The organism is Nocardioides albidus (assembly GCF_006335005.1).
Taxonomy (GTDB): domain Bacteria; phylum Actinomycetota; class Actinomycetes; order Propionibacteriales; family Nocardioidaceae; genus Nocardioides; species Nocardioides albidus.
Genome location: NZ_VDMP01000024.1, coordinates 126,511 through 151,586 on the forward strand (window position 1 = coordinate 126,511; position 25,076 = coordinate 151,586).

Annotated in this window: 29 protein-coding genes; all 29 read left to right on the top strand. The window is 72.4% G+C overall.

Annotated features, from left to right (window positions below):
* Positions 1-488: DHHA1 domain-containing protein (locus tag FHP29_RS22675; protein ID WP_240044453.1), on the top strand; the 488-nt coding region annotated here is incomplete at its 5' end.
* Positions 489-492: 4 nt separating this feature from the next.
* The gene (ruvX, locus tag FHP29_RS11500) at positions 493-963 is read left to right on the top strand and encodes a Holliday junction resolvase RuvX (protein WP_139622999.1); all 471 of its coding nucleotides are present in this window, start codon (positions 493-495) and stop codon (positions 961-963) included.
* Positions 956-2,110, top strand: a complete 1,155-nt coding sequence (mltG, locus tag FHP29_RS11505) for an endolytic transglycosylase MltG (protein WP_139623000.1) — start codon at positions 956-958, stop codon at positions 2,108-2,110. The genes ruvX and mltG overlap by 8 nt, the downstream gene beginning before the upstream one ends.
* Positions 2,111-2,117: 7 nt before the next feature.
* Positions 2,118-2,924 carry a shikimate dehydrogenase gene (locus FHP29_RS11510; protein ID WP_139623001.1) on the top strand — a complete coding sequence of 269 codons (807 nt, stop codon included), beginning with the start codon at positions 2,118-2,120 and terminating at the stop codon, positions 2,922-2,924.
* A gap of 11 nt (positions 2,925-2,935) precedes the next feature.
* Positions 2,936-3,634 (top strand): A24 family peptidase, encoded by a 699-nt coding sequence (locus FHP29_RS11515; RefSeq protein WP_139623002.1) that lies wholly within the window; start codon positions 2,936-2,938, stop codon positions 3,632-3,634.
* 37 nt (positions 3,635-3,671) lie between these two features.
* Complete coding sequence (locus FHP29_RS11520) at positions 3,672-3,926, top strand: ribbon-helix-helix protein, CopG family (protein WP_158296549.1); 255 nt, start codon at positions 3,672-3,674, stop codon at positions 3,924-3,926.
* A complete protein-coding gene (locus tag FHP29_RS11525) occupies positions 3,923-4,219 on the top strand; it encodes a type II toxin-antitoxin system RelE/ParE family toxin (protein WP_139623004.1) in 297 nt (98 codons plus the stop codon). Before FHP29_RS11520 ends, FHP29_RS11525 begins: the two co-directional genes overlap by 4 nt.
* Positions 4,220-4,243: 24 nt before the next feature.
* Positions 4,244-5,422 carry a chorismate synthase gene (gene aroC, locus FHP29_RS11530; protein WP_205014043.1) on the top strand — a complete coding sequence of 393 codons (1,179 nt, stop codon included), beginning with the start codon at positions 4,244-4,246 and terminating at the stop codon, positions 5,420-5,422.
* A 20-nt stretch (positions 5,423-5,442) separates the two neighbouring features.
* Positions 5,443-5,946, top strand: a complete 504-nt coding sequence (locus tag FHP29_RS11535; protein ID WP_338036848.1) for a shikimate kinase — start codon at positions 5,443-5,445, stop codon at positions 5,944-5,946.
* Positions 5,943-7,040, top strand: coding sequence for a 3-dehydroquinate synthase (gene aroB / locus FHP29_RS11540; protein ID WP_139623006.1), 1,098 nt, complete (start codon positions 5,943-5,945; stop codon positions 7,038-7,040). The genes FHP29_RS11535 and aroB overlap by 4 nt, the downstream gene beginning before the upstream one ends.
* Positions 7,037-7,474, top strand: coding sequence for a type II 3-dehydroquinate dehydratase (locus FHP29_RS11545; RefSeq protein ID WP_139623007.1), 438 nt, complete (start codon positions 7,037-7,039; stop codon positions 7,472-7,474). Before aroB ends, FHP29_RS11545 begins: the two co-directional genes overlap by 4 nt.
* 72 nt (positions 7,475-7,546) lie before the next feature.
* The gene (gene efp / locus FHP29_RS11550; protein WP_139623008.1) at positions 7,547-8,113 is read left to right on the top strand and encodes an elongation factor P; all 567 of its coding nucleotides are present in this window, start codon (positions 7,547-7,549) and stop codon (positions 8,111-8,113) included.
* An 8-nt stretch (positions 8,114-8,121) separates the two neighbouring features.
* Positions 8,122-8,529, top strand: coding sequence for a transcription antitermination factor NusB (nusB, locus tag FHP29_RS11555; RefSeq protein WP_139623009.1), 408 nt, complete (start codon positions 8,122-8,124; stop codon positions 8,527-8,529).
* Positions 8,530-8,654: 125 nt separating this feature from the next.
* Positions 8,655-10,034, top strand: coding sequence for a dihydrolipoyl dehydrogenase family protein (locus FHP29_RS11560; RefSeq protein WP_139623010.1), 1,380 nt, complete (start codon positions 8,655-8,657; stop codon positions 10,032-10,034).
* A 290-nt stretch (positions 10,035-10,324) separates the two neighbouring features.
* Positions 10,325-11,296: a MinD/ParA family ATP-binding protein gene (locus FHP29_RS11565; RefSeq protein WP_275669440.1), complete on the top strand. Its 972-nt coding sequence runs from the start codon at positions 10,325-10,327 to the stop codon at positions 11,294-11,296.
* Positions 11,297-11,364: 68 nt separating this feature from the next.
* Positions 11,365-11,535, top strand: coding sequence for a CsbD family protein (locus FHP29_RS11570; RefSeq protein ID WP_139623012.1), 171 nt, complete (start codon positions 11,365-11,367; stop codon positions 11,533-11,535).
* 176 nt (positions 11,536-11,711) lie between these two features.
* Complete coding sequence (gene pyrR, locus FHP29_RS11575; RefSeq protein WP_139623013.1) at positions 11,712-12,278, top strand: bifunctional pyr operon transcriptional regulator/uracil phosphoribosyltransferase PyrR; 567 nt, start codon at positions 11,712-11,714, stop codon at positions 12,276-12,278.
* A complete protein-coding gene (locus FHP29_RS11580; RefSeq protein WP_139623014.1) occupies positions 12,275-13,210 on the top strand; it encodes an aspartate carbamoyltransferase catalytic subunit in 936 nt (311 codons plus the stop codon). The genes pyrR and FHP29_RS11580 overlap by 4 nt, the downstream gene beginning before the upstream one ends.
* Positions 13,207-14,493, top strand: coding sequence for a dihydroorotase (locus FHP29_RS11585; protein WP_139623015.1), 1,287 nt, complete (start codon positions 13,207-13,209; stop codon positions 14,491-14,493). The genes FHP29_RS11580 and FHP29_RS11585 overlap by 4 nt, the downstream gene beginning before the upstream one ends.
* Positions 14,490-15,620 carry a glutamine-hydrolyzing carbamoyl-phosphate synthase small subunit gene (gene carA / locus FHP29_RS11590; protein ID WP_139623016.1) on the top strand — a complete coding sequence of 377 codons (1,131 nt, stop codon included), beginning with the start codon at positions 14,490-14,492 and terminating at the stop codon, positions 15,618-15,620. The genes FHP29_RS11585 and carA overlap by 4 nt, the downstream gene beginning before the upstream one ends.
* Positions 15,620-18,922: a carbamoyl-phosphate synthase large subunit gene (gene carB, locus FHP29_RS11595; protein WP_139623017.1), complete on the top strand. Its 3,303-nt coding sequence runs from the start codon at positions 15,620-15,622 to the stop codon at positions 18,920-18,922. The genes carA and carB overlap by 1 nt, the downstream gene beginning before the upstream one ends.
* Complete coding sequence (locus tag FHP29_RS11600) at positions 18,919-19,944, top strand: quinone-dependent dihydroorotate dehydrogenase (protein WP_240044454.1); 1,026 nt, start codon at positions 18,919-18,921, stop codon at positions 19,942-19,944. Before carB ends, FHP29_RS11600 begins: the two co-directional genes overlap by 4 nt.
* A 15-nt stretch (positions 19,945-19,959) precedes the next feature.
* Positions 19,960-21,117: an alpha-hydroxy-acid oxidizing protein gene (locus FHP29_RS11605; RefSeq protein ID WP_139623018.1), complete on the top strand. Its 1,158-nt coding sequence runs from the start codon at positions 19,960-19,962 to the stop codon at positions 21,115-21,117.
* The gene (gene pyrF / locus FHP29_RS11610) at positions 21,117-21,950 is read left to right on the top strand and encodes an orotidine-5'-phosphate decarboxylase (protein ID WP_139623019.1); all 834 of its coding nucleotides are present in this window, start codon (positions 21,117-21,119) and stop codon (positions 21,948-21,950) included. The genes FHP29_RS11605 and pyrF overlap by 1 nt, the downstream gene beginning before the upstream one ends.
* A 2-nt stretch (positions 21,951-21,952) precedes the next feature.
* Complete coding sequence (locus FHP29_RS11615; RefSeq protein ID WP_139623020.1) at positions 21,953-22,411, top strand: hypothetical protein; 459 nt, start codon at positions 21,953-21,955, stop codon at positions 22,409-22,411.
* Positions 22,412-22,522: 111 nt separating this feature from the next.
* Positions 22,523-22,843: an integration host factor, actinobacterial type gene (gene mihF, locus FHP29_RS11620; RefSeq protein ID WP_139623021.1), complete on the top strand. Its 321-nt coding sequence runs from the start codon at positions 22,523-22,525 to the stop codon at positions 22,841-22,843.
* Positions 22,844-22,850: 7 nt separating this feature from the next.
* Entirely contained in the window at positions 22,851-23,408 is a 558-nt protein-coding gene (gene gmk / locus FHP29_RS11625; protein ID WP_139623022.1) for a guanylate kinase, read from the top strand.
* Positions 23,409-23,454: 46 nt separating this feature from the next.
* Entirely contained in the window at positions 23,455-23,784 is a 330-nt protein-coding gene (gene rpoZ, locus FHP29_RS11630) for a DNA-directed RNA polymerase subunit omega (RefSeq protein WP_139623023.1), read from the top strand.
* A gap of 12 nt (positions 23,785-23,796) precedes the next feature.
* Entirely contained in the window at positions 23,797-25,041 is a 1,245-nt protein-coding gene (gene coaBC / locus FHP29_RS11635) for a bifunctional phosphopantothenoylcysteine decarboxylase/phosphopantothenate--cysteine ligase CoaBC (RefSeq protein WP_139623024.1), read from the top strand.
* Positions 25,042-25,076: the final 35 nt, after the last annotated feature.

A 25,076-nucleotide genomic window follows, 5' to 3' on the forward strand; every position in this document is an offset into this window, starting at 1 on the left:
CGACCCTCCTCAAGACCCAGCCCGACGACCTGGTCGGTCGCGTGGGCGACCTGGTCGAGCGGCTCAAGCAGACCGAGAAGGAGATGGAGCGGATCCGCCTCGCCCAGCTCCTGTCCGGTGGCGCCGCCCTCGCCGAGGGTGCCCAGGACGTCAACGGCGTACGTCTGGTCGCCCAGCGCCTCGACGGAGCCGGCGGTGGCGACGTGCGCACCCTCGCCACCGACGTGCGGGCCCGCCTGTCCGGAGACGCTCCCACTGTCGTCGTCCTCATCGGCACCTCCGACGGCAAGGCGGCGATCGTGGCGGCCCTCAACGACGCCGCGCAGGCCCGCGGCCTGGCCGCCGGCGAGCTCGTGCGCGCGGCGGCGCCCTTCCTCGACGGGAAGGGCGGCGGCAAGGCCGACCTGGCGCAGGGCGGCGGCACCGACGTCACCCGGATCGACGAGGCCCTCGCCGCCGTGACCGCCGCGGTGGCGCAGGGGCAGTGACCCGGTGAGACAGGGCGTCCGCCTCGGCGTGGACCCGGGCGACGCCCGGATCGGCGTCGCCCGCAGCGACCCGTCCGGGATGCTGGCCACCCCGGTCGAGACCGTACGACGCGGCCGGGGCGACCTGCGCCGGATCCACCAGATCCTCGCCGAGGAGGGCGCGGTCGAGGTCGTCATGGGCCTGCCCCGCTCGCTCGGCGGAGGCGAGGGACCGGCCGCGGTCAAGACCCGGGAGTTCGCCGTACGGCTGGCGCGCCGGATCGCCCCCGTCCCCCTGCGCCTGGTCGACGAGCGGCTCACCACCGTGACCGCGGAGGCTATGCTGCGCGATCAGCGCAAGGGCGCCAAGCGCCGGGCCGTGGTCGACCAGGTCGCAGCCGTCGTCATCCTGCAGCAGGCGCTGGATGCAGAACGCGCGACCGGCACCCCTCCGGGGGAGCTGGTGCCCCCCACGCACGAGGAGACGCATGACTGAGCCGCTGCCCGAGCACACCGAGGACGCAGGGCACGACATCCTCCCCTCGAGCACGCACGCGGGTGGCCGCCGGCGGGCGGAGCGGAGCCGCCGCGGCGGGTGCCTGCCGATGCTGCTCGTGATCGTGCTCTTCTGCGGCATCGTCGCGTGGTTCGCGCGCGGCGCGATCGCCGACGTGAAGGACATGCTCGCCGGGCCCGAGGACTTCGCGGGACCCGGCAGCGGAGAGGTCACCTTCGTCATCGACCCGGGCCAGTCCGTGGCCTCCATGGGCGCCGAGCTCGAGGACCTCGGCGTCGTCGCGTCCTCCGACGCGTTCGTCGACGCGGCGGCCAAGGACGACCGGTCGACGAAGATCCAGGCCGGCACCTACCTGCTCAAGAACAAGATGAAGGCCGCCGACGTCGTCGCGATCCTCGTCGACCCCTCGAAGATCGCCCAGGACACGGTGACCATCCCGGAGGGCAAGCGGACCTCCGACGTCGTCAAGATCCTCGCCAAGGGCACCGACTTCAAGGCCAAGGAGTTCCAGGCGGTGCTGGCCGACCCGGCCGCGCTCGGGCTGCCCGCGTCCGCCGGGGGCAACCCGGAGGGCTACCTGTTCCCGGCGACGTACACGATCACTCCGGCGGACACGCCGCAGACGATCCTCGCCGCGATGGTCGCCAAGGGCGAGTCCGTGATGGCCGACCTGGACCTCGACGCCGCCGCGCAGAAGGTCGGACTGAGCGCCCACGAGGTGCTGACCGTCGCCAGCATGCTGGAGTTCGAGGCCAGCCGGAACGAGGACTTCCCCAAGGTCGCCCGCGCGATCTACAACCGACTCGACCAGGGCATGGCGCTGCAGTCCGACGCCACCGTGGCCTTCGCCAACGGGCTCTCCGGAGAGGTCTGGACGACAGCGGACCAGCGCGACATCGACTCGCCGTACAACACCTACGCCAACGAGGGACTGCCGCCGGGTCCGATCGGCAACCCGGGGGAGGCGACGATCGACGCCGCCCTGCACCCGGTCGACGGACCCTGGCTCTACTGGGTGGTGGTCGACCTGAAGACCGGCGAGACCGTCTTCTCGTCGACGCTGGCCGAGCACAACGCCGCGACCGAGCGGCTGCGTGAGTACTGCAAGACCTCCGACGCCTGCTGAGACGTCGATGCACTGTGCCGTCGTCGGCGACCCGGTCGCCCACTCGCTCTCACCCACGTTGCACCGAGCCGGGTACGCCGCGCTCGGGATCGAGGCGACGTACGACGCCGTGCGGGTGCCGGCCGGAGGACTGGCGGGCCTCGTCGCCGGTCTCGGTCCCGAGTGGCGGGGCCTGTCGGTCACCGCGCCGCTCAAGCGGGAGGCGCTGGCGCTGGCCGACGAGGCGTCCGACGTGGCTCGACTGGCCGGAGGCGCCAACACGCTGGTGCGGACCGACGCCGGCTGGCTCGCCGACAACACCGACGTGCCGGGTGCGGTCGCGGCGATCCGGGAGCGGTTCCCTGACGACCTGCGTTGCGCGACGATCCTCGGCGGCGGCGCGACCGCGGCCAGCGTGGGCCTCGCCCTCGCCGATCTCGGCGTGGCGCAGATCACCGTCGCGGCGCGCAACCCTGCGAACGCCGCCGACGCGGTCGCGGCGATCCGCCGCCACCCGGCCGCTCCCGAGGTGGTCGTGGTGACCCTGGACGACGTGCGCTCCGCGGGCGGGATCGTGGTCTCCACTGTCCCGGCCGGCGCGCAGACGCCGGACCTGGTCGCGCGGGCCCTTCCGGCGAGCGTCGTGTTCGAGGTGACCTACAACGACTGGCCGACCCCGCTCGTGGCGGCTGCGGGGGCCGCGGAGGTGCCGGTGGTCTCCGGACTCGACCTGCTCGTGCACCAGGCGGTGCTCCAGTTCCGGATGTTCACTGGTCACGACGGGCCACTCGACGCGATGCGCTCGGCCGGCGAGGCCGCGCTCGCGGCTCGATAGGTTCGGTGTCCATGGAGCTGGTCCCGGCGCTGGTGTGCGCGTTGCTCGGCGCGCTGGGCGGCCTGCTCGTCCCCTGGCTGATCGCGCGGTGCCCGGAGCCGGACCACGACCCGGCCGAGAACCCGGCCGACTACCCCGACCACGTGCCGTTCGCCGCCCTCGCGGCTCGTCCCGGCCTGCGGGTGCGGGCCGCCGTCGCATGCGGCGTCGTGTCCGGCGTCCTCGGTCTCGCGCTGGGTTGGAGCTGGGCGCTGCTGTGGCTGCTCGCCCTCGTGCCGGTGTGCTGCGCGCTCACCGTCATCGACTACGTCACGTGGTATCTGCCCTCGCGACTGATCCGGCCGTCCTGGCTGGTCACCGGACTCCTGGTCGGCGTCGTCGCGGTGATCGTCCGCGACCCGCGGGTGGCGCTGTGGGGAGTGATCGGGTTCCTCGCGCTGGGCGGCTACTACGGGCTGATCCGGCTGATCAGCCCTCGTGCGATGGCGGGCGGCGACGTCCGGCTCGGTGCCCTGCTCGGCGTCGCCCTCGGCCCGCTCGGCCCGGGCGCCCTCCTCGCCTCGGTCGTCGCCGCCGCTCTCCTCGGTGTTCTCGCCATGGTGCCGATGCGTCGCAGCGGCACGATGATCCGGCGGCGGGTGCCGTACGGGCCGTTCCTCGTGCTGGGTGCGCTGGTCGCGGTGGTGATGGGACAGGTCCTCGGCGCCTGACCAACAGGGTATGCTTTTGTCATACCGAGGAGGTGCCATGGCAGTGCGCAAGGTGGCGGTCACCCTGCCGGAGGAGCTTTATGAGCTCGTCGAGCGGGCCCGGGCGGTCGAGCATCGCTCCCGGTCGGAGATCATCCAGGAGGCGATCCGCACCCACTTCGGAGAAGCCGTCTACGTACCCACCGATGAGGAGCGGCAGCAATTGGTGGCCGCCCTCGACGAGGTCGATCGGCACCCGCAGGGGCTGCGGGAGTGGACCGAGGTCCGAGGAGACCTGCGGTCGCGTCGATGAGGGTGCAACTGACCCGCGCGGCCGTCGCCGATCTCGAGGATGCCGTGCATCACTACGACCAACAGGCGGCCGGGCTCGGCACCGAATTCCTCGGGGCCGTCGACCGCGTTGTCGAGCGCATGCTGATGTTCCCCGACGGCGCACCGCCCGTCGACGGTTTCCCCGGAGTGCGCCGCGCCCGCGTCCGGCGGTTTCCGTACGGCGTGTTCTACCGGCCCGGTCCGGACGCGCTCATCATCCTGCGAGTGCTGCACGCTCGACGTGATGTCGTGGGACAGGTCCTCGGCGGCTGAAGCATGCGTGGGAGACTGGTGCCCATGTTGCGCTGGCTGACCGCGGGGGAGTCCCACGGCCCCTCCCTGGTCGCGATCCTCGAGGGCCTGCCGGCCCACGTCGAGGTCACGACCGACGACATCTCCGACTCGCTGGCCCGTCGCCGCCTCGGCTACGGCCGGGGCGCCCGGATGAAGTTCGAGGCCGACGAGGTGACCATCACCGGCGGCGTGCGGCACGGGCGCACGCAGGGCGGTCCGGTCGCGATCCAGGTCGGCAACACCGAGTGGCCCAAGTGGGAGACCGTGATGGCGGCCGACCCCGTCGACCCGGCCGTGCTCGAGGCCCAGGCCCGCAACGCCCCACTGACCCGCCCGCGGCCCGGCCACGCCGACCTGGCCGGCATGCAGAAGTACGACTTCCCCGACGCCCGCCCGATCCTCGAGCGCGCCTCCGCCCGCGAGACGGCGGCCCGGGTCGCGCTCGGCCGCGTGGCGAGCAACTTCCTCGAGCAGGCCACCGGCGCGCGGATCGTGAGCCACGTGCTCGAGATCGGCGGCGTCCGTACGCCGTCCGCCGAGCTCCCCGCCCCCGGCGACGTCGAGCGCCTCGACGCCGACCCGGTGCGCTGCCTGGACCCCGACGGCTCCAAGCTCATGGTCGAGCGGATCGACCAGGACCACAAGGAGGGCGACACCCTGGGCGGCGGCGTCGAGGTCGTCGTCCACGGCCTGCCGCCGGGCCTCGGCTCCCACGTGCACTGGGACCGCCGCCTCGACGCCCGGCTCGCGGGCGCGCTCCTGGGGATCCAGGCGATCAAGGGCGTGGAGGTCGGCGCCGGCTTCGAGCTCGCCGCGACGCCGGGCTCGCTCGCCCACGACGAGATCGTCCCCACCGAGGACGGCCTGCGCCGGGTCTCCGGCCGCTCCGGCGGCACCGAGGGCGGCATGACCACCGGTGAGATCCTCCGGGTGCGTGCCGGGATGAAGCCGATCGCGACCGTTCCGCGCGCGCTGCGCACCGTCGACCTCGCCACCGGCGAGGAGGCCGTCGCCCACCACCAGCGCTCCGACGTGTGTGCCGTCCCCGCGGCCGGCATCGTCGCGGAGGCGATGGTCGCGCTCGTGCTCGCCGAGGCGGTGCTGGAGAAGTTCGGCGGCGACTCGGTCCAGGAGACCCGCCGCAACGTGCAGTCCTACCTCGACACCCTCCGCTTCAAGTGAGCCGCGCGGGCGGGGGCCCTGTGTGCATCCTGATCGGCACGATGGGCGCCGGGAAGACCACGGTGGGCCGGCTGCTGGCGCAGCAGCTCGACGTCGGCTTCGCCGACACCGACGAGCTCATCGAGGAGCGCAGCGGCAAGGCGGTGCAGGACATCTTCGTCGAGGACGGCGAGGCCGCCTTCCGTGCCGCCGAGCGCGCGACGGTCGCGCAGGCCCTCGAGGAGCACGACGGCGTGCTGTCGCTCGGCGGCGGCGCCGTCCTCGACCCCGCCACCCAGGCCCTGCTCGCGCCGCACCGGGTCGTGTTCCTACGGGTCGGACTCGCCGACGCCGTCAAGCGGGTGGGCCTCGGCACCGGCCGTCCCCTGCTGCTGGGCAACGTCCGGGCCCGGGTGAAGCATCTGCTCGACGAGCGCACGCCGATCTACGAGGGTCTCGCCCGGCACACCGTCGACACCGACGGCCGGGAGCCCGCGGAGGTCGCCGCCGAGATCCTCATCGCCATCCAGGGAGCCCCTTCGTGAGTGCCACCACCATCCGCGTCGCCACCGCGGCGCCGTACGACGTCGTGGTCGGCCACGGCGTCCTCGACCGGCTCCGGGGTCTGCTGCCCGCCGGCGTCCAGCGGGTCGCGATCATCACGCCCGAGTCGCTCGAGGACCTGCTCGAGCCGTTCGCAGAGCTGCTCGACGGGCTCGACGTGATCGTGCTGCAGGTGCCCGACGGCGAGGAGGCCAAGGACTGGGAGGTCGCCGCGGCCTGCTGGGAGTCGCTCGGCGAGGAGGGCTTCACCCGCTCGGACGCCGTCGTCACCCTCGGCGGGGGAGCGACCACCGACCTGGGCGGCTTCGTCGCCGCCACCTGGCTGCGCGGGGTGGCCGTCGTGCACGTGCCCACCACGGTCCTCGCCATGGTCGACGCCGCGGTGGGCGGCAAGACCGGCATCAACACCCCCGCGGGCAAGAACCTCGTCGGCTCCTTCCACGAGCCCGTCGGGGTGCTGTGCGACCTGGCACTGCTCGACACGCTGCCGCGCGCCGAGATCGTCGCCGGTCTCGGGGAGGTCGTGAAGTGCGGCTTCATCGCCGACCCGCGGATCCTCGAGCTCGTCGAGACCACGGAGCCGGCCTCCCTCACACCGGACTCGCCCGTGCTGCGCGAGCTCGTCGAGCGCGCGATCCGGGTGAAGGCGGAGGTCGTCGCCGGTGACCTGAAGGAGACCGGCGGCGCCGACGGCCACCCGGGCCGCGAGGTCCTCAACTACGGCCACACCCTCGCCCACGCGATCGAGCGCGCCACCGACTACGGCATCCGGCACGGCGAGGCGGTCGCCATCGGCTGCGTGTACGTCGCCGAGCTGGCCGCCCGCGCAGGCGGCCTGGCGCCCGAGGTGGTCGGGCGTCACCGCGCCGCGTTCTCCCGGGTGGGGCTGCCGGTCTCGTGGAGCGGCGCCGACTTCGACACCCTGCTCGCCACGATGCGCGTCGACAAGAAGGCGCGCGGCAACCAGCTGCGCTTCGTCGTCCTGCAGGACCTCGCCCGGCCGGTGGTGCTCGCCGGGCCCTCCGAGGACGACCTGCGCGCGGCGTACGCGGCGATCGGCGAGGGTGCCGCATGAGGGTCCTCGTCCTCAACGGCCCCAACCTCGGCCGCCTCGGTCGCCGGCAGCCGGAGATCTACGGCCACACCACCCACGACCAGCTCGCCGCTCTCTGCGCCGGTTGGGGCCGGGACCTGGGACTCGAGGTCGAGATGCGGCAGACGAACCACGAGGGCGAGCTGCTCGACTGGCTCAACACGGCCGCCGACCAGGAGACCCCGGTCGTGCTCAACGCGGCCGCGTGGACCCACTACTCCCTCGCGCTCTACGACGCCTGCGCCCAGCTCACGGCGCCGCTCGTCGAGGTGCACATCTCCGAGCCCAAGCAGCGGGCCGAGGAGTTCCGGCACACGTCGTACGTCGAGCCGCACGCCGGCCTGACGATCGCCGGGCAGGGCATCGACGGCTACCGACAGGCGCTCGAATTCATCGCAGCCCAGGGCGGCCACTAGACTTCACCGCTGGCCCGGCACCGGCTGCCGGGGCCTCCCTGATCTTGGACATCTGCAAAAGAAGGCTGACGCATGGCAACCACGAACGACCTCAAGAACGGCATGGTTCTCAACCTGGAGGGCCAGCTCTGGCAGGTGGTGGAGTTCCAGCACGTGAAGCCGGGCAAGGGCCCCGCGTTCGTCCGCACCAAGCTCAAGCACGTCGAGACCGGCAAGAACGTCGACAAGACCTTCAACGCCGGCACCAAGGTCGAGACCGCCACGGTCGACCGCCGCTCGTTCCAGTACCTCTACAACGACGGCAACAACTTCGTCTTCATGGACGTGCAGGACTACGACCAGGTCGAGGTCGACCCCGCCATCGTCGGCACCGCCGCCGGCTTCCTCCTGGAGAACCAGGAGGTCATCCTGGCCACCAACGAGGGCCGCGTGCTGTTCATCGAGATGCCCGCCTCGGTCGAGCTCCTGGTGTCCTACACCGAGCCCGGCGTCGTCGGCGACTCCGCCACCGGCCGCACCAAGCCGGCGACCCTCGAGACCGGCGCCGAGATCCAGGTCCCGCTCTTCATCGAGCAGGGCGAGAAGATCAAGGTCGACACCCGCGACGGTGGCTCGTACCTCTCCCGCGTGAAGGGCTGACCCGCCCCGTGGGAGCCCGCACCAAGGCCCGCAAGCGGGCCCTCGACGTCCTGTACTCCGCCGACATGCGCGGCGAGACCGGCGTCGAGGCGCTCGACCGGGTCGCCGCCGAGGGTGAGCCGCTCACGAACCCCTACACCGCCGTCCTGGTGCGCGGGGTCACCGAGCGACTCGAGCGGATCGACGAGGTCCTCGAGGAGTTCTCGACCGACTGGACCCTGGCCCGCATGCCCGCGGTCGACCGCAACGTCCTGCGCATCGGCGTCTGGGAGCTGCTGTGGGCCGACGACGTTCCCGACACCGTCGCCGTCACCGAGGCCATGGGCCTGGTCCGCGAGCTGTCGACCGACGAGTCGCCCGCGTTCGTCAACGGCGTGCTCGGTGCGATCCAGCGGCGCAAGGCGACGCTGGTCTGACCGCCTGACCGCACGCGATTGGGGACCGAACCGCGCAATTCGCGGCCCGGAACCTGCGGTTCGTGCCCGATCGGCGGGCCTGAGGAGACTGGTCGGCGCCTTGGCCGATGTGCCAGTCTGGCGGTATGCCCGAGCCTGAGGTTGTGGACGTCGCCGTCATCGGACTCGGGCCGGGCGGTGAGCACCTCGCCTCGTCACTGGCCACGGCGGGACTCAGTGTCGTCGGCGTCGACCGGCGCCTCGTGGGCGGCGAGTGCCCCTACTTCGGGTGCATCCCGTCGAAGATGATGATCCGCGCGGCCGGCGCGCTCGCCGAGGCGCGGCGCGTCCCCGAGCTCGGCGGCGCCGCCGACGTGGCGCCGGACTGGACCACCGTGGCCGACCGCATCCGTGACGAGGCGACCGACGACTGGGACGACGCGGTCGCCGTCGAGCGCCTCGAGAGATCCGGAGCGCGCTTCGTGCGCGGCCACGCCCGGCTCGCCGGTCCGGGCCGGGTCGTCGTGTCCACCGACGAGGGTGACCGCGAGATCGCCGTACGCCGGGGCGTGGTGCTCAACTCCGGCACCGAGCCCGCCGTTCCCCCGATCCCCGGCCTGGCCGGGACGCCGTACTGGACCAATCGCGACGCCGTGCGGGTCCGGGACCTGCCGGAGAGCCTCGCGGTGCTCGGCGGGGGAGCGATCGGGTGCGAGTTGGCGCAGGCGTTCGCGCGGTTCGGTGTCTCGGTGACCGTGATCGAGGCGTTCGACCGGATCCTCGGCCCGGAGGAGCCCGAGGCCAGCGCCGTCGTGCACGCGGCGTTCGAGGCCGAGGGCATCGCCGTGCGCACCGGCGTCGGCGTCACGGCGGTCGCGCACGAGGGCGCGTTCAGCATCGGGCTCGCCGACGGTACGTCGGTCGGGGCCGACGCGCTGCTGGTGGCGGCCGGTCGTCGCGCCAACCTGGGCGACATCGGTCTGGAGACCGTCGGGCTGGATCCGGAGGCCCGGGCGATCGAGGTCGGCAAGCGGATGCGGGTCAAGGGTGCCAAGGGACTGTGGGCGATCGGCGACATCACCGGCAAGGGCGCGTTCACGCACATGTCGATGTACCAGGCCGACGTCGCGATCCGGGACCTCACCGGCGAGAAGGGACCGTGGGCCGACTACCGCGCGGTCTCCCGTGCCACCTTCACCGATCCGGAGGTCGGATCCGTGGGGATGACCGAGCAGCAGGCGCGCGATGCCAAGCTGCGCGTCGGCGTCGGGCGGGCCGAGCTGCCCGCGTCCAGCCGGGGCTCGATCCACAAGGTCGGCAACGACGGCCTGATCAAGGTGGTCGCCGACCTCGACCGCGGGGTGCTCGTCGGGGCGACGGCGGTCGGGCCCTGCGGCGGCGAGATCATCGGGATGCTCGTGACCGCCGTCCACGCCCGGGTCCCCCTCGCCAAGCTGCGCAGGATGCACTTCGCCTACCCGACCTTCCACAGGGCGATCGAGACCGCGCTGGGCGACGTGTCGTGACCGGCGTGCTCGGGTAGGTTGGCGGGCGACCGCTGCCTATCTCGGAGGTACTCGTGAGTCATCCGTCGACCGACCCCCTGTTCGACCCTCTCACCGGTCCGGTCAGCGACCGCCCCGCCCCGGAGACGGTCGCGCCGCCCCCGGTCGCCCCGCCCCCGGTCGACGAGCACACGGCGATGCGCGGGAGCCACCTCTCTCCGGCGGGTCCGCCGCCGACGAGCCCGCCGCCCCCTCCGCCGGCTGCGCCACCCGCCACGCCCACTGCCGGGCCCACTGCCGGGCCTACTGCCGTGCCCACCGCCGAGGCGCCCGCGGAGCCCCGGCGGTTCATGACGGCCACCGACTTCCTCGACCGCCGGGACAGCGAGACGACCCTCGGCCCCGCGACCTGGGGCTGGCGCGGACGGGTACGCCGCTGGAGCGGGGGACTGGTCAAGCCCGCGATGGGGGCGAAGGAGCGGGCCTACGAGGCCGACCGCTCCGCCATCCAGAAGGACTTCGACGGGCCGCGCACCATCGCCTTCGTCAACCCCAAGGGCGGCGCGGCGAAGACCACGGGTGTGCTCGCGGCCGGCTACACGTTCGGGACCGTCCGCGGCGGCGGGGTGGTCGCCTGGGACAACAACGAGACCCGCGGCACGTTGGGCATGCGCGGGACCCGCGGCAGCCACCGCAACACCACCCGCGAGCTCCTCGAGGACCTCGGCCGGTTCAAGGACGTCTACCAGTCCCGGATCGGCGACCTGGGCGCGTTCGTGCGCTCCCAGGGCGACGCCCACTTCGACGTCCTGGCCTCCGACGAGCGGCCCGACGTCACCGGGGTCATCCACGCCAGTGACTTCGCCGAGGTCCACCAGCTGCTCGAGCGGTTCTACCGGATCCTGTTGATCGACACCGGCAACAACCTCCGCGCCGAGAACTGGCTGGCCGCCGCCGGCGCCGCCGACCTCCTCGTCGTCACGAGCACGGTCCGCGAGGACACGGGCTTCAGCGGCCTGTGGATGCTCGACGCGCTCCAGGACGCCGGTCACGAGAACCTGAAGTACAAGACGATCACCGTCTTGTCGGACCCGAGCCCCAAGGTGGACGAGGGCCTCGCCCGTGACCTGGTGCAGGTCTACGAGCAGCGCACCCGCGGCGTCTACCGCGTGCCCTACGACCCGGCTCTGGTCTCCGGCTCGGTCGTCCCGTACGCCGAGCTCTCCGCCGACACCCGCCGCTCGTGGCTGCGCGCGTGCGCGGCCATGGCGACGGCGCTCTGACCCGGATCGGCCGCACGACGACGGGTACCTCCCGTGGGTCAGCAGACCGACGACGAGAGGAGCCCTCGATGGGTCTCGACGACAAGATCGACAACGCGTTCGAGGAGAAGAAGGGCGAGGCCAAGGAGGCGGTGGGCAAGGCCACCGACGACGAGGACCTCGAGGCCGAGGGCAAGGGCGACCAGATGAAGGGGAGCCTCAAGCAGGCCGGCGAGAAGGTGAAGGACGCCTTCAAGTAGACCCCGCGAACACGTCGAAGGAGGGACCCTGCCCCGGCCGGGTCCCTCCGGCATGTCCGGGTGCCGGCGCCACCGGGCCCGGTTCGTCCGCTCCGCCGACGACGCGGTACAGTCGGCCCCGATCGACATCCTTTAACGAGCCGTCCTGTGAGGCGGAGAAGGAGGGCCGTCCAGCTATGCCTGCACAGCAGACCTCGAAGGCACACGATGGCACCGTCAGCGGCCGCGTCGTCCTCGACGCCGGCGACATCAGCCGGGCGTTGATCCGCATCTCCCACGAGATCCTCGAGCGCAACAAGGGCGCCGAGGATCTTCTGCTTCTCGGGCTGCACACCCGCGGCGTCCCGCTCGCCCGACGACTGGCCGACAACATCGCCGCCGTCGAGGGTACGACGGTCGCGACCGGCGAGCTCGACGTCACGATGTACCGCGACGACCTGCGCTCCCACCCGACCCGCGCCCCGCACCGCACCCAGGTGCCCGCCGGGGGGATCGACGGCAAGACCGTGGTCCTGGTCGACGACGTGCTCTACTCCGGCCGCACGATCCGCTCCGCGCTCGACGCGCTCTCCGACCTGGGCCGGCCGGCCGTCGTACGCCTGGCCGTGCTGGTGGACCGCGGACACCGCGAGCTCCCCATCCGTGCCGACCATGTCGGCAAGAACCTCCCGACCGCGCGCAGCGAGCATGTCAGCCTGCGGCTGGTCGAGACCGACGGCGAGGACGAGGTGCGCATCGCATGAACCGCCACCTGCTCAGCATCGACGACCTGGACCCGAGCGACATCCAGCAGATCTTCACCACCGCCGCGGAGATGCACGACGTGCAGAAGCGCCAGGTCAAGAAGCTGCCCGCCCTGCGCGGTCGCACGGTCATCAACCTCTTCTTCGAGGACTCCACCCGCACCCGCTCGAGCTTCGAGATCGCCGGCAAGTGGCTCTCGGCCGACGTGATCAACCTGTCCGCCAAGGGCAGCAGCGCCAGCAAGGGCGAGTCGCTGCGCGACACCGTGCTGACCGTGACCGCGATGGGCATCGACGGCCTGGTCGTGCGGCACGCGGCGAGCGGTGCGGCCGAGCAGATCAGCCGGTGGATCGACGTCCCGGTGATCAACGCCGGCGACGGCACCCACGAGCACCCCACCCAGGCGCTGCTCGACGGCTACACGCTGACCCGGCGCCTGGGCACGCTGGAGGGCAAGCACGTCGCGATCGTCGGCGACCTGACCCACAGCCGGGTGTTCCGCAGCAACGTCAAGAGCCTCACCAAGCTCGGCGCCACGGTCACCGCGGTCGCCCCGCCGACGCTGATGCCCGCCGGTGTGGGGGACTGGTCGAAAGCGGCCGGCTTCGCGACGGCGTACGACCTCGACGCCGTCCTCCCCGAGGCCGACGCGGTGATGATGCTGCGCGTCCAGCGCGAGCGGATGAGCGGCGGCTTCTTCCCGACCGCCCGGGAGTACACCGTCGGCTACGGGCTGACCCGCGACCGGCTCGCGACGCTCAAGCCGGGCACGCCGATCCTGCACCCGGGCCCGATGAACCGCGGCCTGGAGATCTCCGCGGACGCCGCCGACGCCCTCGACTCGGTCGTGCTCGACCAGGTCTCCGCCGGCGTCGCCGTCCGCATGTCCGTGCTCTACCACCTGCTCGCCGGCGAGGAGACCAGCGCATGAGCATCCTGATCAAGGGCGCCACCCTGCCCGACGGTACGACGACCGACCTGCTCGTCGAGGACGGCACCATCGCCCAGCTGGGTGCCGTCACCACCAAGGCCGAGCAGACCATCGCCGCCGACGGCCTGCGCCTGCTGCCCGGCCTGGTCGACCTGCACACCCACCTGCGCGAGCCGGGCCGCGAGGACGCCGAGACGGTGCTGACCGGCTCCCGGGCCGCCGCGGTCGGCGGCTACACCGCGGTCCTGGCGATGGCCAACACCCACCCCGTCACGGACACCGCCGAGGCCGCCGAGCGGGTGTTCGACCTCGGCAGGCAGGCCGGCCTGGTCGACGTCCAGCCCGTCGGCGCCGTCACCAAGGGTCTCGCCGGCGAGGAGCTCGCCGAGCTCGGCCTGATGGCCCGCAGCCGCGCGAAGGTCCGGGTCTTCTCCGACGACGGCAAGTGCGTCCACGACGCCCGGGTGATGCGCCGCGCGCTGGAGTACGTCAAGGCGTTCGGCGGCGTCGTCAGCCAGCACAGCCAGGACCCGACGCTGGCCGGCGCCACCGCGTGCTGCCACGAGGGCGAGCTGTCCGGGCGTCTCGGCCTGCCCGGCTGGCCCGGCGTCGCCGAGGAGGTCATCGTCGCGCGCGACGTGATGCTGGCCCGTCACACCGGCAGCCGCGTGCACGTCGCCCATGTCTCGACCGCAGGATCGGTCGAGGTGGTCCGCTGGGCCAAGGCCCAGGGGATCGACGTGACCGCCGAGGTCACGCCCCACCACCTGCTGCTGACCACCGACCTGCTCACCGGCTACGACCCGACCTTCAAGGTCAACCCGCCGCTGCGCCCGGACGAGGACGTGCAGGCGCTGCGCGAGGCTCTCGCCGACGGCACCATCGACGCCGTCGCCACCGACCACGCCCCGCACGCCCGTCACGACAAGGAGCACGCCTTCGTCGACGCGGCCTTCGGCATGCTGGGCCTCGAGACCGCACTGCCCGTCGTCACGACGGTGATGGTCGAGAGCGGCCTGCTCGACTGGGCCGGCGTGGCGCGGGTGATGAGCGCCAACCCGGCCCGGATCGCGGGCCTCGACGGCGAGCACGGCCGCCCGATCGCGGTCGGCGAGCCGGCCAACCTCACCCTGGTCGACCCTGCGGCCAAGGTCGTCGTCGACCGCGACGCCAGCGTCTCCCTGAGCCGCAACAACCCGTGGCACGACCGCAAGCTGACCGGCCGCGTGGTCGCCACGCTGCTGCGCGGCACGCCCACCGTCCTCGAAGGAGCCCTGGCATGAGCGCCCCCGTCCAGCCCGCCCTCCTCGTCCTCGAGGACGGCCGCACCTTCCGCGGGGAGGCGTACGGCGCCGAGGGCGAGACCTTCGGCGAGGCCGTCTTCAACACCGGCATGACCGGCTACCAGGAGACGCTCACCGACCCGTCGTACCACCGCCAGGTCGTCGTCATGACCGCCCCGCACATCGGCAACACCGGCGTCAACGACGAGGACCCCGAGTCCAAGCGGATCTGGGTCGCCGGCTATGTCGTGCGCGAGCCCGCCCGGATCCCGAGCAACTGGCGCTCGCGACGCTCGCTCGACGACGAGCTCCGGGCCCAGGGTGTCGTCGGCATCTCCGGCATCGACACCCGCGCGCTCACCCGCCACCTGCGCGAGCGCGGCGCGATGCGGGTCGGCATCTCCACCGTCGAGACCGATCCCGACCGGCTGCTCGCGAAGGTCAAGGCGTCGGCCGAGATGGCCGGAGCCAACCTGTCCGAGGCCGTCTCCACGAGCGAGACGTACGTCGTCGCGGCGCAGGGGGAGAAGCGGTTCACCGTCGCCGCCCTCGACCTCGGCATCAAGGACATGACGCCCCACCGCATGGCCGAGCGCGGCATCGAGGTGCACGTCCTGCCGGCCACCGCCACGATCGACGACGTGCTGGCGGTCCAGCCCGACGGGCTGTTCTTCTCCAACGGACCGGGCGACCCGGCGGCCACCACGGGCCAGGTCGAGCTGCTCCGGCAGGGGTTGGAGCGGGATCTGCCCTACTTCGGCATCTGCTTCGGCAACCAGCTCTTCGGGCGCGCGCTGGGGTTCGGCACCTACAAGCTGAAGTACGGCCACCGCGGCATCAACCAGCCGGTGATGGACCTGACCACCCGCAAGGTGGAGGTCACCGCGCACAACCACGGGTTCGCCGTCGACGCCCCGATCGGCGAGTCCACCGAGACGCCGTACGGCATCGCGACCGTCAGCCACGTGTGCCTCAACGACGACGTCGTCGAGGGCCTCGAGCTCCGCGACGCGGACGGGCGCCTGAAGTCCTTCTCGGTCCAGTACCACCCCGAGGCCGCCGCCGGTCCGCACGACGCGGCGTACCTCTTCGACCGGTTCGTCACCCTGCTCGAGGAGACCGCCTGATGCCCAAGCGCGACGACATCCAGTCGGTTCTGGTGATCGGCTCCGGCCCGATCGTGATCGGACAGGCCTGCGAGTTCGACTACTCCGGCACCCAGGCCTGCCGGGTGCTCAAGGAGGAGGGCCTGCGGGTCATCCTGATCAACTCCAACCCGGCCACGATCATGACCGACCCGGAGTTCGCCGACGCGACCTACGTCGAGCCGATCACCCCCGAGTTCGTCGAGAAGGTCATCGCCAAGGAGCGGCCCGACGCCATCCTCCCGACGTTGGGCGGCCAGACCGCGCTCAACGCCGCGATCGCCGCCCACGAGAGCGGCGTGCTGGAGAAGTACGGCGTCGAGATGATCGGCGCCAGCTTCGACGCGATCCACCGCGGCGAGAACCGCGAGCTGTTCAACGCGATCGTCGAGAAGGTCGGCGGCGAGGTCGCCCGCTCCTTCGTGTGCCACTCGATGGACGAGGTCGAGAGGGCCGCCGGCGAGCTGGGCTTCCCGATCGTCGTCCGCCCGTCGTTCACGATGGGCGGGCTCGGCTCCGGCATCGCCTACGACGAGGCCGACATGCACCGCATCGCCGGCGCGGGTCTGTCCGCCAGCCCGACCACCGAGGTCCTGATCGAGGAGTCGATCATCGGCTGGAAGGAGTACGAGCTGGAGGTGATGCGCGACAAGGCCGACAACGTCGTCATCATCTGCTCGATCGAGAACTTCGACCCGATGGGCGTGCACACCGGCGACTCGATCACCGTCGCGCCCGCGATGACGCTGACCGACCGCGAGTACCAGCACCTGCGCGACCTGGCCATCGGCATCATCCGCGAGGTCGGCGTCGACACCGGCGGCTGCAACATCCAGTACGCCGTCAACCCCGCCGACGGCCGGGTGATCGTGATCGAGATGAACCCGCGGGTCTCGCGGTCCTCGGCGCTGGCGTCCAAGGCGACCGGATTCCCGATCGCCAAGATCGCCGCCAAGGTCGCCGTGGGCTACACCCTCGACGAGATCCCCAACGACATCACGAAGGAGACCCCGGCCTCCTTCGAGCCCAGCCTCGACTACGTCGTGGTGAAGGTGCCGCGGTTCGCGTTCGAGAAGTTCCCGACCGCCGACCCGACGCTGACCACGCACATGAAGTCGGTCGGCGAGGCGATGGCGATCGGGCGCAGCTTCACCGAGGCGCTCAACAAGGCGCTGCGCTCGCTGGAGAACAAGCACGCGCCGTTCGACTGGGCCTCTCCGGTCGGCGACAAGGCCGCGCTGCTCGAGACCATCAGGGTCCCGCACGACGGCCGCCTGCAGGAGGTGATGCAGGCGATCCGTGCCGGCGCCACCCAGGAGGAGATCCACGAGGCGACCAAGATCGACCCGTGGTTCGTCGACCAGCTCTTCCTCATCGACGAGATCGCCCAGAAGGTCGCTGCGTCGGAGACCCTCGACGCCGGCGCCCTGCGCCTGGCCAAGCGGCACGGCCTCTCCGACGCCCAGATCGCGGCGATCCGCGGTCTCCAGGAGTCGGAGGTCCGCATCGCCCGGCAGACGCTCGGTGTGCGGCCCGTCTACAAGACCGTCGACACCTGCGCCGCGGAGTTCGCCGCGCAGACGCCGTACTACTACTCCTCCTACGACGAGGAGACCGAAGTGCAGCCGCGCGCCGAGGGCAAGGAGGCCGTGATCATCCTCGGCTCCGGGCCGAACCGGATCGGCCAGGGCATCGAGTTCGACTACTCCTGCGTCCACGCCTCGCTCGCGCTGGCCGAGGCCGGCTACGAGACGATCATGGTCAACTGCAACCCCGAGACCGTGTCGACCGACTACGACACCTCCGACCGGCTCTACTTCGAGCCGCTCACGCTCGAGGACGTGCTCGAGATCTACGAGGCCGAGCGTGCCGCCGGCCCGATCGCCGGGGTCATCGCGACCCTCGGCGGCCAGACCCCGCTCGGCCTCGCGCAGGGCCTGCAGGACGCCGGCGTCCCGATCGTCGGCACCAGCCCCGAGGCGATCGACCTCGCCGAGGAGCGCGGCGCGTTCGGCCGGGTCCTCGCCGAGGCCGGACTGGTCGCGCCCAAGCACGGCACCGCGGTGTCGTACGACGACGCCCAGGCGATCGCGCACACGATCGGCTACCCGGTGCTCGTGCGGCCGTCGTACGTCCTCGGCGGGCGGGGCATGCAGATCGTCTACAGCGACGACGCGCTGAAGTCCTACATCGAGGCGGCGACCGAGATCAGCCCCGACCGGCCGGTGCTCGTCGACCGGTTCATCGACGACGCGGTCGAGATCGACGTCGACGCGCTCTACGACGGCACCGAGCTCTTCCTCGGCGGCGTGATGGAGCACATCGAGGAGGCCGGCATCCACTCCGGCGACTCCTCCTGCGCGCTGCCGCCGATCACCCTCGGCGCGGCCGAGATCGCCCGGATCCGCGCGGCCACCGAGGGCATCGCCCGCGGCGTGGGGGTGCGGGGCCTGATCAACATCCAGTTCGCCCTCAGCTCCGACGTGCTCTACGTCCTCGAGGCCAACCCGCGCGCCTCGCGCACCGTCCCGTTCGTGTCCAAGGCGACCGGCACCCAGCTCGCCAAGGCGGCGGCCCGGCTGATGCTCGGTGAGTCCATCGCCGAGCTGCGCGCCGGCGGCGTGCTCCCGGCCGAGGGCGACGGCGGCACGCTGCCGGCCGACGCCCCCATCGCGGTCAAGGAGGCGGTGCTGCCGTTCAACCGGTTCCGCACCAAGGACGGCCAGTTCGTCGACACCGTGCTCGGCCCGGAGATGAAGTCCACCGGCGAGGTGATGGGCTTCGACGCCGACTTCGGCACCGCGTTCAGCAAGTCGCAGGCGGCGGCGTACGGCTCACTGCCCACCTCCGGCAAGGTGTTCATCTCGATCGCCAACCGCGACAAGCGGACGATGGTGTTCCCCGCCCGGGTGCTGGCCGACTACGGCTTCGAGATCCTCGCCACCCAGGGCACCGCCGAGGTGCTGCGCCGCAACGGCATCCAGGCCACCGTCGTGCGCAAGCACTTCGAGGGCCCCGGCCCCGACGGCGAGCCCACGGTCGTGCGGATGATCCTCGACGGAGAGATCGACCTGATCGTCAACACCCCCCACGGCAACACGGTCGCCGAGGGCGGCGGGGGCGACGCCCGCATCGACGGCTACGAGATCCGCTCGTCCGCCGTGCTGACCGGCACGCCGTGCATCACCACGGTGCAGGGACTGGCCGCCGCCGTGCAGGGCATCGCCGCCATCCGCGCCGGCTCGATCGGCGTCCGCTCCCTGCAGGAGTGGCACCAGCGGTGAGCGTCTACGACAGGCTGTTCGACCACGTCCTGGTCAAGATGGACGCCGAGAGGGCGCACCACCTGACCTACGACGCCCTGCGCGCCGCCGGGCCGGTGCTCTCCCGTGCGCCGATCCCCGGCGGGTCCCCGGTGCGGGCGATGGGCCTGACCTTCCCCAACCGGCTCGGCCTGGCGCCGGGCTTCGACAAGAACGCGCAGGTCTACGACCGGATGGGCGCGTTCGGGTTCGGTCACGTCGAGATCGGCACCGTCACCGCCCTCGCGCAGCCCGGCAACCCGCGGCCGCGGCTGTTCCGGCTGCCCGAGGACCGCGCCATCGTCAACCGGATGGGCTTCAACAACGACGGCGCCACCGCCGTCGCAGCCAGGCTGGCGAAGCGCCGCCGACGGCCCGGCGGCCTGGTGCTGGGCGTCAACATCGGCAAGTCCAAGGTCGTCCCCGACGACGACCAGGCGGCCGTCGAGGCCGACTACGAGACCTCGACCCGGCTGCTCGCCCCGCACGCCGACTACCTCGTGGTCAACGTGAGCTCGCCCAACACCCCCGGCCTGCGCAACCTGCAGGCGGTCGAGAAGCTCGCGCCGCTGCTGGCGCACGTCCGGCGTACCGCCGACCAGGTCACCACGCGCGCGCTGCCGCTCCTGGTCAAGATCGCGCCGGACCTGTCCGACGACGACGTCCTCGCGGTCGCCGACATGGCCCTCGACCTGGGCCTCGCCGGCATCATCGCGACCAACACCACCATCTCCCGCGAGGGCCTGCGCACGCCCGCCGCCGAGGTCGGGCGGATCGGCGCGGGGGGACTGTCCGGGGCACCGCTCACCGGGCGCTCGACCGCCGTGCTGCGCCTGTTGCGCGACCGGGTCGGACCCGAGCTCACCCTGATCGGCGTCGGCGGCATCGGCACCCCCGAGCAGGCGCGCGAACGGATCGCGGCCGGCGCGGACCTGGTGCAGGCCTACAGCGCCCTCATCTACGGTGGCCCGACGTGGCCCCGCACGATCCTCAAGGGCCTGTGACGAAGGGAGTGTCCGGTGGCCTTCGGTGACTACCAGATCGAGCTCTACCTCGGGGCGCTCGGCGGCGTGCTCCCCGCGCACCCGTTCGACTACGCCGATCTGGAGGCCCGTGCCGTCGCGGCGCTTCCGCCGGAGCTGCGCACGTACGTCGCCGGGGGAGCGGGTGACGAGGCGACCCAGCGCGCCAATGTCGCGGCCTTCCAGCGCTATGCGCTGATCCCGCGGATGCTGCGGGCCTCGGCCGAGCGGGACCTGTCGGTCGAGCTGTTCGGCCGGCGCCTGGAGAGCCCGCTGCTGCTGGCGCCCGTCGGCGTCATCGGCATCTGCACGCCCGACCAGCACGGCGACGTCCACGCCGCCGAGGTGGCCGCCGCGACCGGCGTACCTCTCATCGGCTCGACGCTGATGAGCGACCCCCTCGAGGACGTCGCCGCCGCCGCCGGCGACGCCGGGAAGTGGTTCCAGCTCTACACGCCGAAGAACCGCGACCTCGCCGCCAGCCTGGTCCGGCGCGCCGAGAAGGCCGGCTACGAGGCCATCGTCGTCACCCTCGACACCTGGCTGCCCGGCTGGCGACCGCGGGACCTCGCGAGCGGGAACTTCCCGCAGCTGCGGGGCAAGGCGCTGGCCAACTACACCTCCGACCCGGTGTTCGGTGAGATGACCGGGCCCGACCCCGATCCCGGCACGGTCGTGATGACCTGGGTCGGCACCTTCGGCCACCCGCTGACCTGGGACGACCTGCCCTGGCTGCGGTCGTTGACCGACCTGCCGATCGTGCTCAAGGGCATCTGCCATCCCGACGACGCCCGCCGCGCGCTCGACGAGGGCGTGGACGGGATCTACTGCTCCAACCACGGCGGGCGCCAGGCCAACGGCGGGGGAGCGGCCCTCGACTGGCTGCCGGACGTCGTGACAGCGGTCGACGGCCGGGCGCCGATCGTGTTCGACTCCGGTGTCCGCACCGGAGCCGACGTGATCAAGGCGCTCGCGCTCGGCGCCGACGCCGTAGCGATCGGCCGCCCGTACGCCTACGCGCTCGCCCTCGGCGGCGTGCCCGGCGCCGTCCACCTCGTGCGCTCCCTGCAGGCCGAGGCCGACCTGATCATGGCGGTCGACGGCTATCCCACGCTGGCCGACCTCGGCCCCGACGCCCTGAGGAAGATCCCCTGATGAGCTTTGGCAAGCGGCTGCACGCCGCCGTCGCCGCCCGCGGCCCCTTCTGCGTGGGGATCGACCCGCACGCCAGCCTGCTGCGCGACTGGGGCTTCGACGACGACGTCGCCGGTCTCGAGCGGTTCGCCCTCGGCACCGTCGAGGCCGTGGCGCCCCACTGCAGCGTCGTGAAGCCGCAGTCGGCCTTCTACGAGCGCTTCGGCAGCCGCGGCGTCGCCGTGCTCGAGCGGGTGATCGCCGAATCCCGTGCGGCAGGCGCGCTGGTCCTGCTCGACATCAAGCGCGGCGACATCGGCTCCACCTCGCAGGCGTACGCCGACGCCTACCTCGACCCCGCCTCGCCGCTGGCCTCCGACGCGGTCACGGTCAGCCCGTTCCTCGGGTTCGGATCGCTGCAGCCCTTCGTCGACACCGCGGTCAAGCACGACGCCGGCCTGTTCGTGCTGGCCGCGACCTCCAACAAGGAGGGCCCCGAGGTGCAGGAGGCGGTGACGGACGGACCGGGGGGCCGCACCGTCTCGGGCACGATGCTCGACCACCTGCGCCGCCTCAACGCCGACGCGGAGCCGCTCGGCTCGTTCGGTGCCGTCGTCGGCGCCACGTTGGCCGACGACCGCGGCCTCGATCTGGCGTTCAACGGCCCCATCCTCGCGCCCGGGTACGGCGAGCAGGGCGGCACCACGGCCGACCTGCGCCGCATCTTCGGGGCCAGCGCCCGCAACGTCCTCGCCAGCTCCTCCCGCGGCGTTCTGCGGCTCGGCCCCGACCCGGCGGCGATGCGCGCGGCCGTGCTGCGCACCAACGACGAGCTGCGCGAGCTGCGGGGCTGACCGTGCGTCGCAGCCTGCTGGCGCTGGTGCTGCTCGCCGGTGCGGTGCTGGCGGCCGGCCTCTGGCTGCAGCGGGGGACGGACGACCCGTTCGCCGACTACTGCGCCGCGGTCGCCGAGCATCGCGAGGACATCGGCGCCGCCCTGGGCGCGGGTCCGACCACCGGCCTGCTCCGGGCGCTGCCGAGCTTCGAGGCGCTGGCCGAGGAGTCGCCCGAGGACATCGCGGGCGACTGGCGGCTCGTCATCGAGCGGATCACCGCGCTCGAGGAGGCCCTCGACGCAGCCGGCGTGGACGCGTCGGCGTACAGCTTCGACGATCCGCCCGCCGACGTGCCCGCCGCCGACCGGAAGGCGATCGAGACCGCCGCCGTGCGTCTCGGCTCCCCGGAGACCTCGACCGCGCTGTCCCACGTCGACCAGCAGGCGCGCGACGTCTGCAAGACGCCGCTCAGCATGTAGCCGCGGGCGCGCCGCCAACGGGACCCGCATTGCCCGCCGGGCGGGGCCATGACTAGATTGACGGGCGCGGCCCGCCCGCTCGCTGACCCTTGACCGAAGGACACCTCACCCGTGGCTCTGCCCCCTCTGACCCCCGAACAGCGCCAGGCAGCCCTCGAGAAGGCCGCAGCCGCCCGCCGGGAGCGAGCCGAGGTCAAGAACCGGCTCAAGAACTCCGGCGCCTCCATCAGCGAGGTGCTCCAGCAGGGCCAGGTCAACGAGGTCATCGGCAAGATGAAGGTCCTCGACCTGCTCCAGTCGGTGCCCGGGCTCGGCAAGGTGCGGGCCCGCCAGGTCATGGAGCGGCTCGGGATCGCCGAGTCCCGCCGCGTGCGCGGCCTCGGCGCCAAGCAGGTCGCCGCCCTCGAGCGCGAGTTCGCCCCCGAGGCATGAGCCACCTGTGACGGCGAAGCTCTTCGTCCTCGCCGGACCCACCGCGGTCGGCAAGGGCACGGTCGCTGCCGCCATGCGCGAGCAGCACCCCGAGATCTTCCTCTCGGTCTCGGCCACCACCCGCCGGCCGCGGCCGGGCGAGGTGGACGGCGTCCACTACCACTTCGTGAGCGCCGACGAGTTCGACCGCATGGTCGCCGAGGGGCAGATGCTCGAGTGGGCCGTCGTGCACGGCGTCAACCGCTACGGCACTCCCCGCGGTCCCGTCGAGGCCGCGCTGGCGGCCGGCCGGCCCGCGCTGCTCGAGATCGACCTCCAGGGCGCACGGCAGGTCCGCGAGTCGATGCCCGAGGCCGTCTTCGTCTTCCTCAAGCCCCCGTCGTGGGAGGAGCTGGTCCGCCGGCTCGTCGGCCGCGGGACCGAGGACGAGGAGGAGCGCGAGCGCCGGCTGACCACCGCGCGCGAGGAGCTGGCCGCGGAGGCGGAGTTCGACGTGACCATCGTCAACCGCGAAGTTCACGCTGCTGTCGAGGACTTGGTAGCCTTGATGGTTGATCACCATTGATCGACCGACCGGTCGATCCCGCCCATCTTCTGTGAGGCCTCTTCACGTGTCTGCCCCGAACATCGCCGCCGAGGGTGTCACCAACCCTCCCATCGACGACCTGCTGTCCAAGACCGACAGCAAGTACAAGCTGGTGCTCTACAGCGCCAAGCGCGCGCGGCAGATCAACGCCTACTACTCGCAGCTCGGCGAGGGCCTGCTCGAGTACGTCGGCCCGCTCGTGGAGACCCACGTCCAGGAGAAGCCGCTCTCGATCGCGCTGCGCGAGATCAACGAGGACCTGCTGACCTGCGAGGACATCGACCCGGCCGAGCTCGCCGCCGAGGCCGCGGCCGCTGCGGCTGCCGCCGAGTCCGCGGTCGCCGACACCGAGTGATCTGACCTCTCGATGACGCGGTCCGGGCCGGACGACCGACCCCGCGTGGTGCTGGGCGTCTCGGGCGGCATCGCCGCCTACAAGGCGTGCGAGCTGCTGCGCCGGCTCACCGAGTCCGGCCACGACGTGACGGTCGTCCCGACCGCGGCGGCACTGGAGTTCGTCGGCGCCCCCACGTGGGCGGCGCTGTCGGGCAAGCCGGTGTCCGCCGAGGTCTGGGACGGCGTCCACGAGGTGCCCCACGTCCGGCTCGGCCAGAGCGCCGACCTGGTCGTGGTCGCGCCGGCGACCGCCGACCTGCTGGCCAAGGCCGCCCACGGCCTCGCCGACGACCTGCTCACCAACACCCTGCTCACCGCGCGGTGCCCGGTCGTGCTGGCTCCCGCCATGCACACCGAGATGTGGGAGCACCCGGCCACCGCGGCCAACGTGGCGACGCTGCGCTCGCGCGGCGTGCTCGTGATCGAGCCCGCCGAGGGCCGGCTCACCGGCGCCGACACGGGCAAGGGCCGGCTGCCCGACCCCGAGGAGATCTTCGAGGTCGCCCGCGACGTGCTCGCCCGCGCACAGGGCGGCCAGTCCGCCGCTCTCGACCTGGCGGGACGTCACGTCGTCGTCTCCGCCGGCGGCACCCGCGAGCGGCTCGACCCGGTGCGCTTCCTCGGCAACCGGTCCTCCGGCCGGCAGGGCTACGCCCTGGCCCGGGCCGCGGTGGCCCGGGGGGCCGAGGTCACCCTCGTCGCCGCCAACGTCGACCTGCGCGATCCCGCCGGGGTGAAGGTCGTGCGGGTCGAGTCCACCGCCGAGCTGCGCGACGCGGTGCTGTCCGCGACGGCCGGCGCCGACGCGGTCGTCATGGCAGCCGCCCCGGCCGACTTCCGCCCCACCGCGCTGTCGGACGTGAAGATCAAGAAGGCCGACGACGGATCGGCTCCGACGATCACGCTGCGACAGAATCCCGACATCCTCAAGGAGATCTCGACCCACCGGGCCCGCCCCGGGGCCGTGATCGTCGGATTCGCGGCCGAGACGGGCGATGCCACCGGCGGAGTGCTCGACCTGGCCCGCGCCAAGCTCGCCCGCAAGGGCTGCGACCTGCTCGTCGTCAACGACGTCAGCGGGGGAGCGGTCTTCGGGAGCACGGACAACGAGGCCGTGATCCTCGGCGCCGACGGGTCCGCGGTCGACGTACCTCACGGCACGAAATCGGCTCTCGCCCACCAGATCTGGGACCAGGTCGTCGCCCGGCTTTCCTGAGACGACCAAGCATCACCTCACCCGGTCCGTATCGT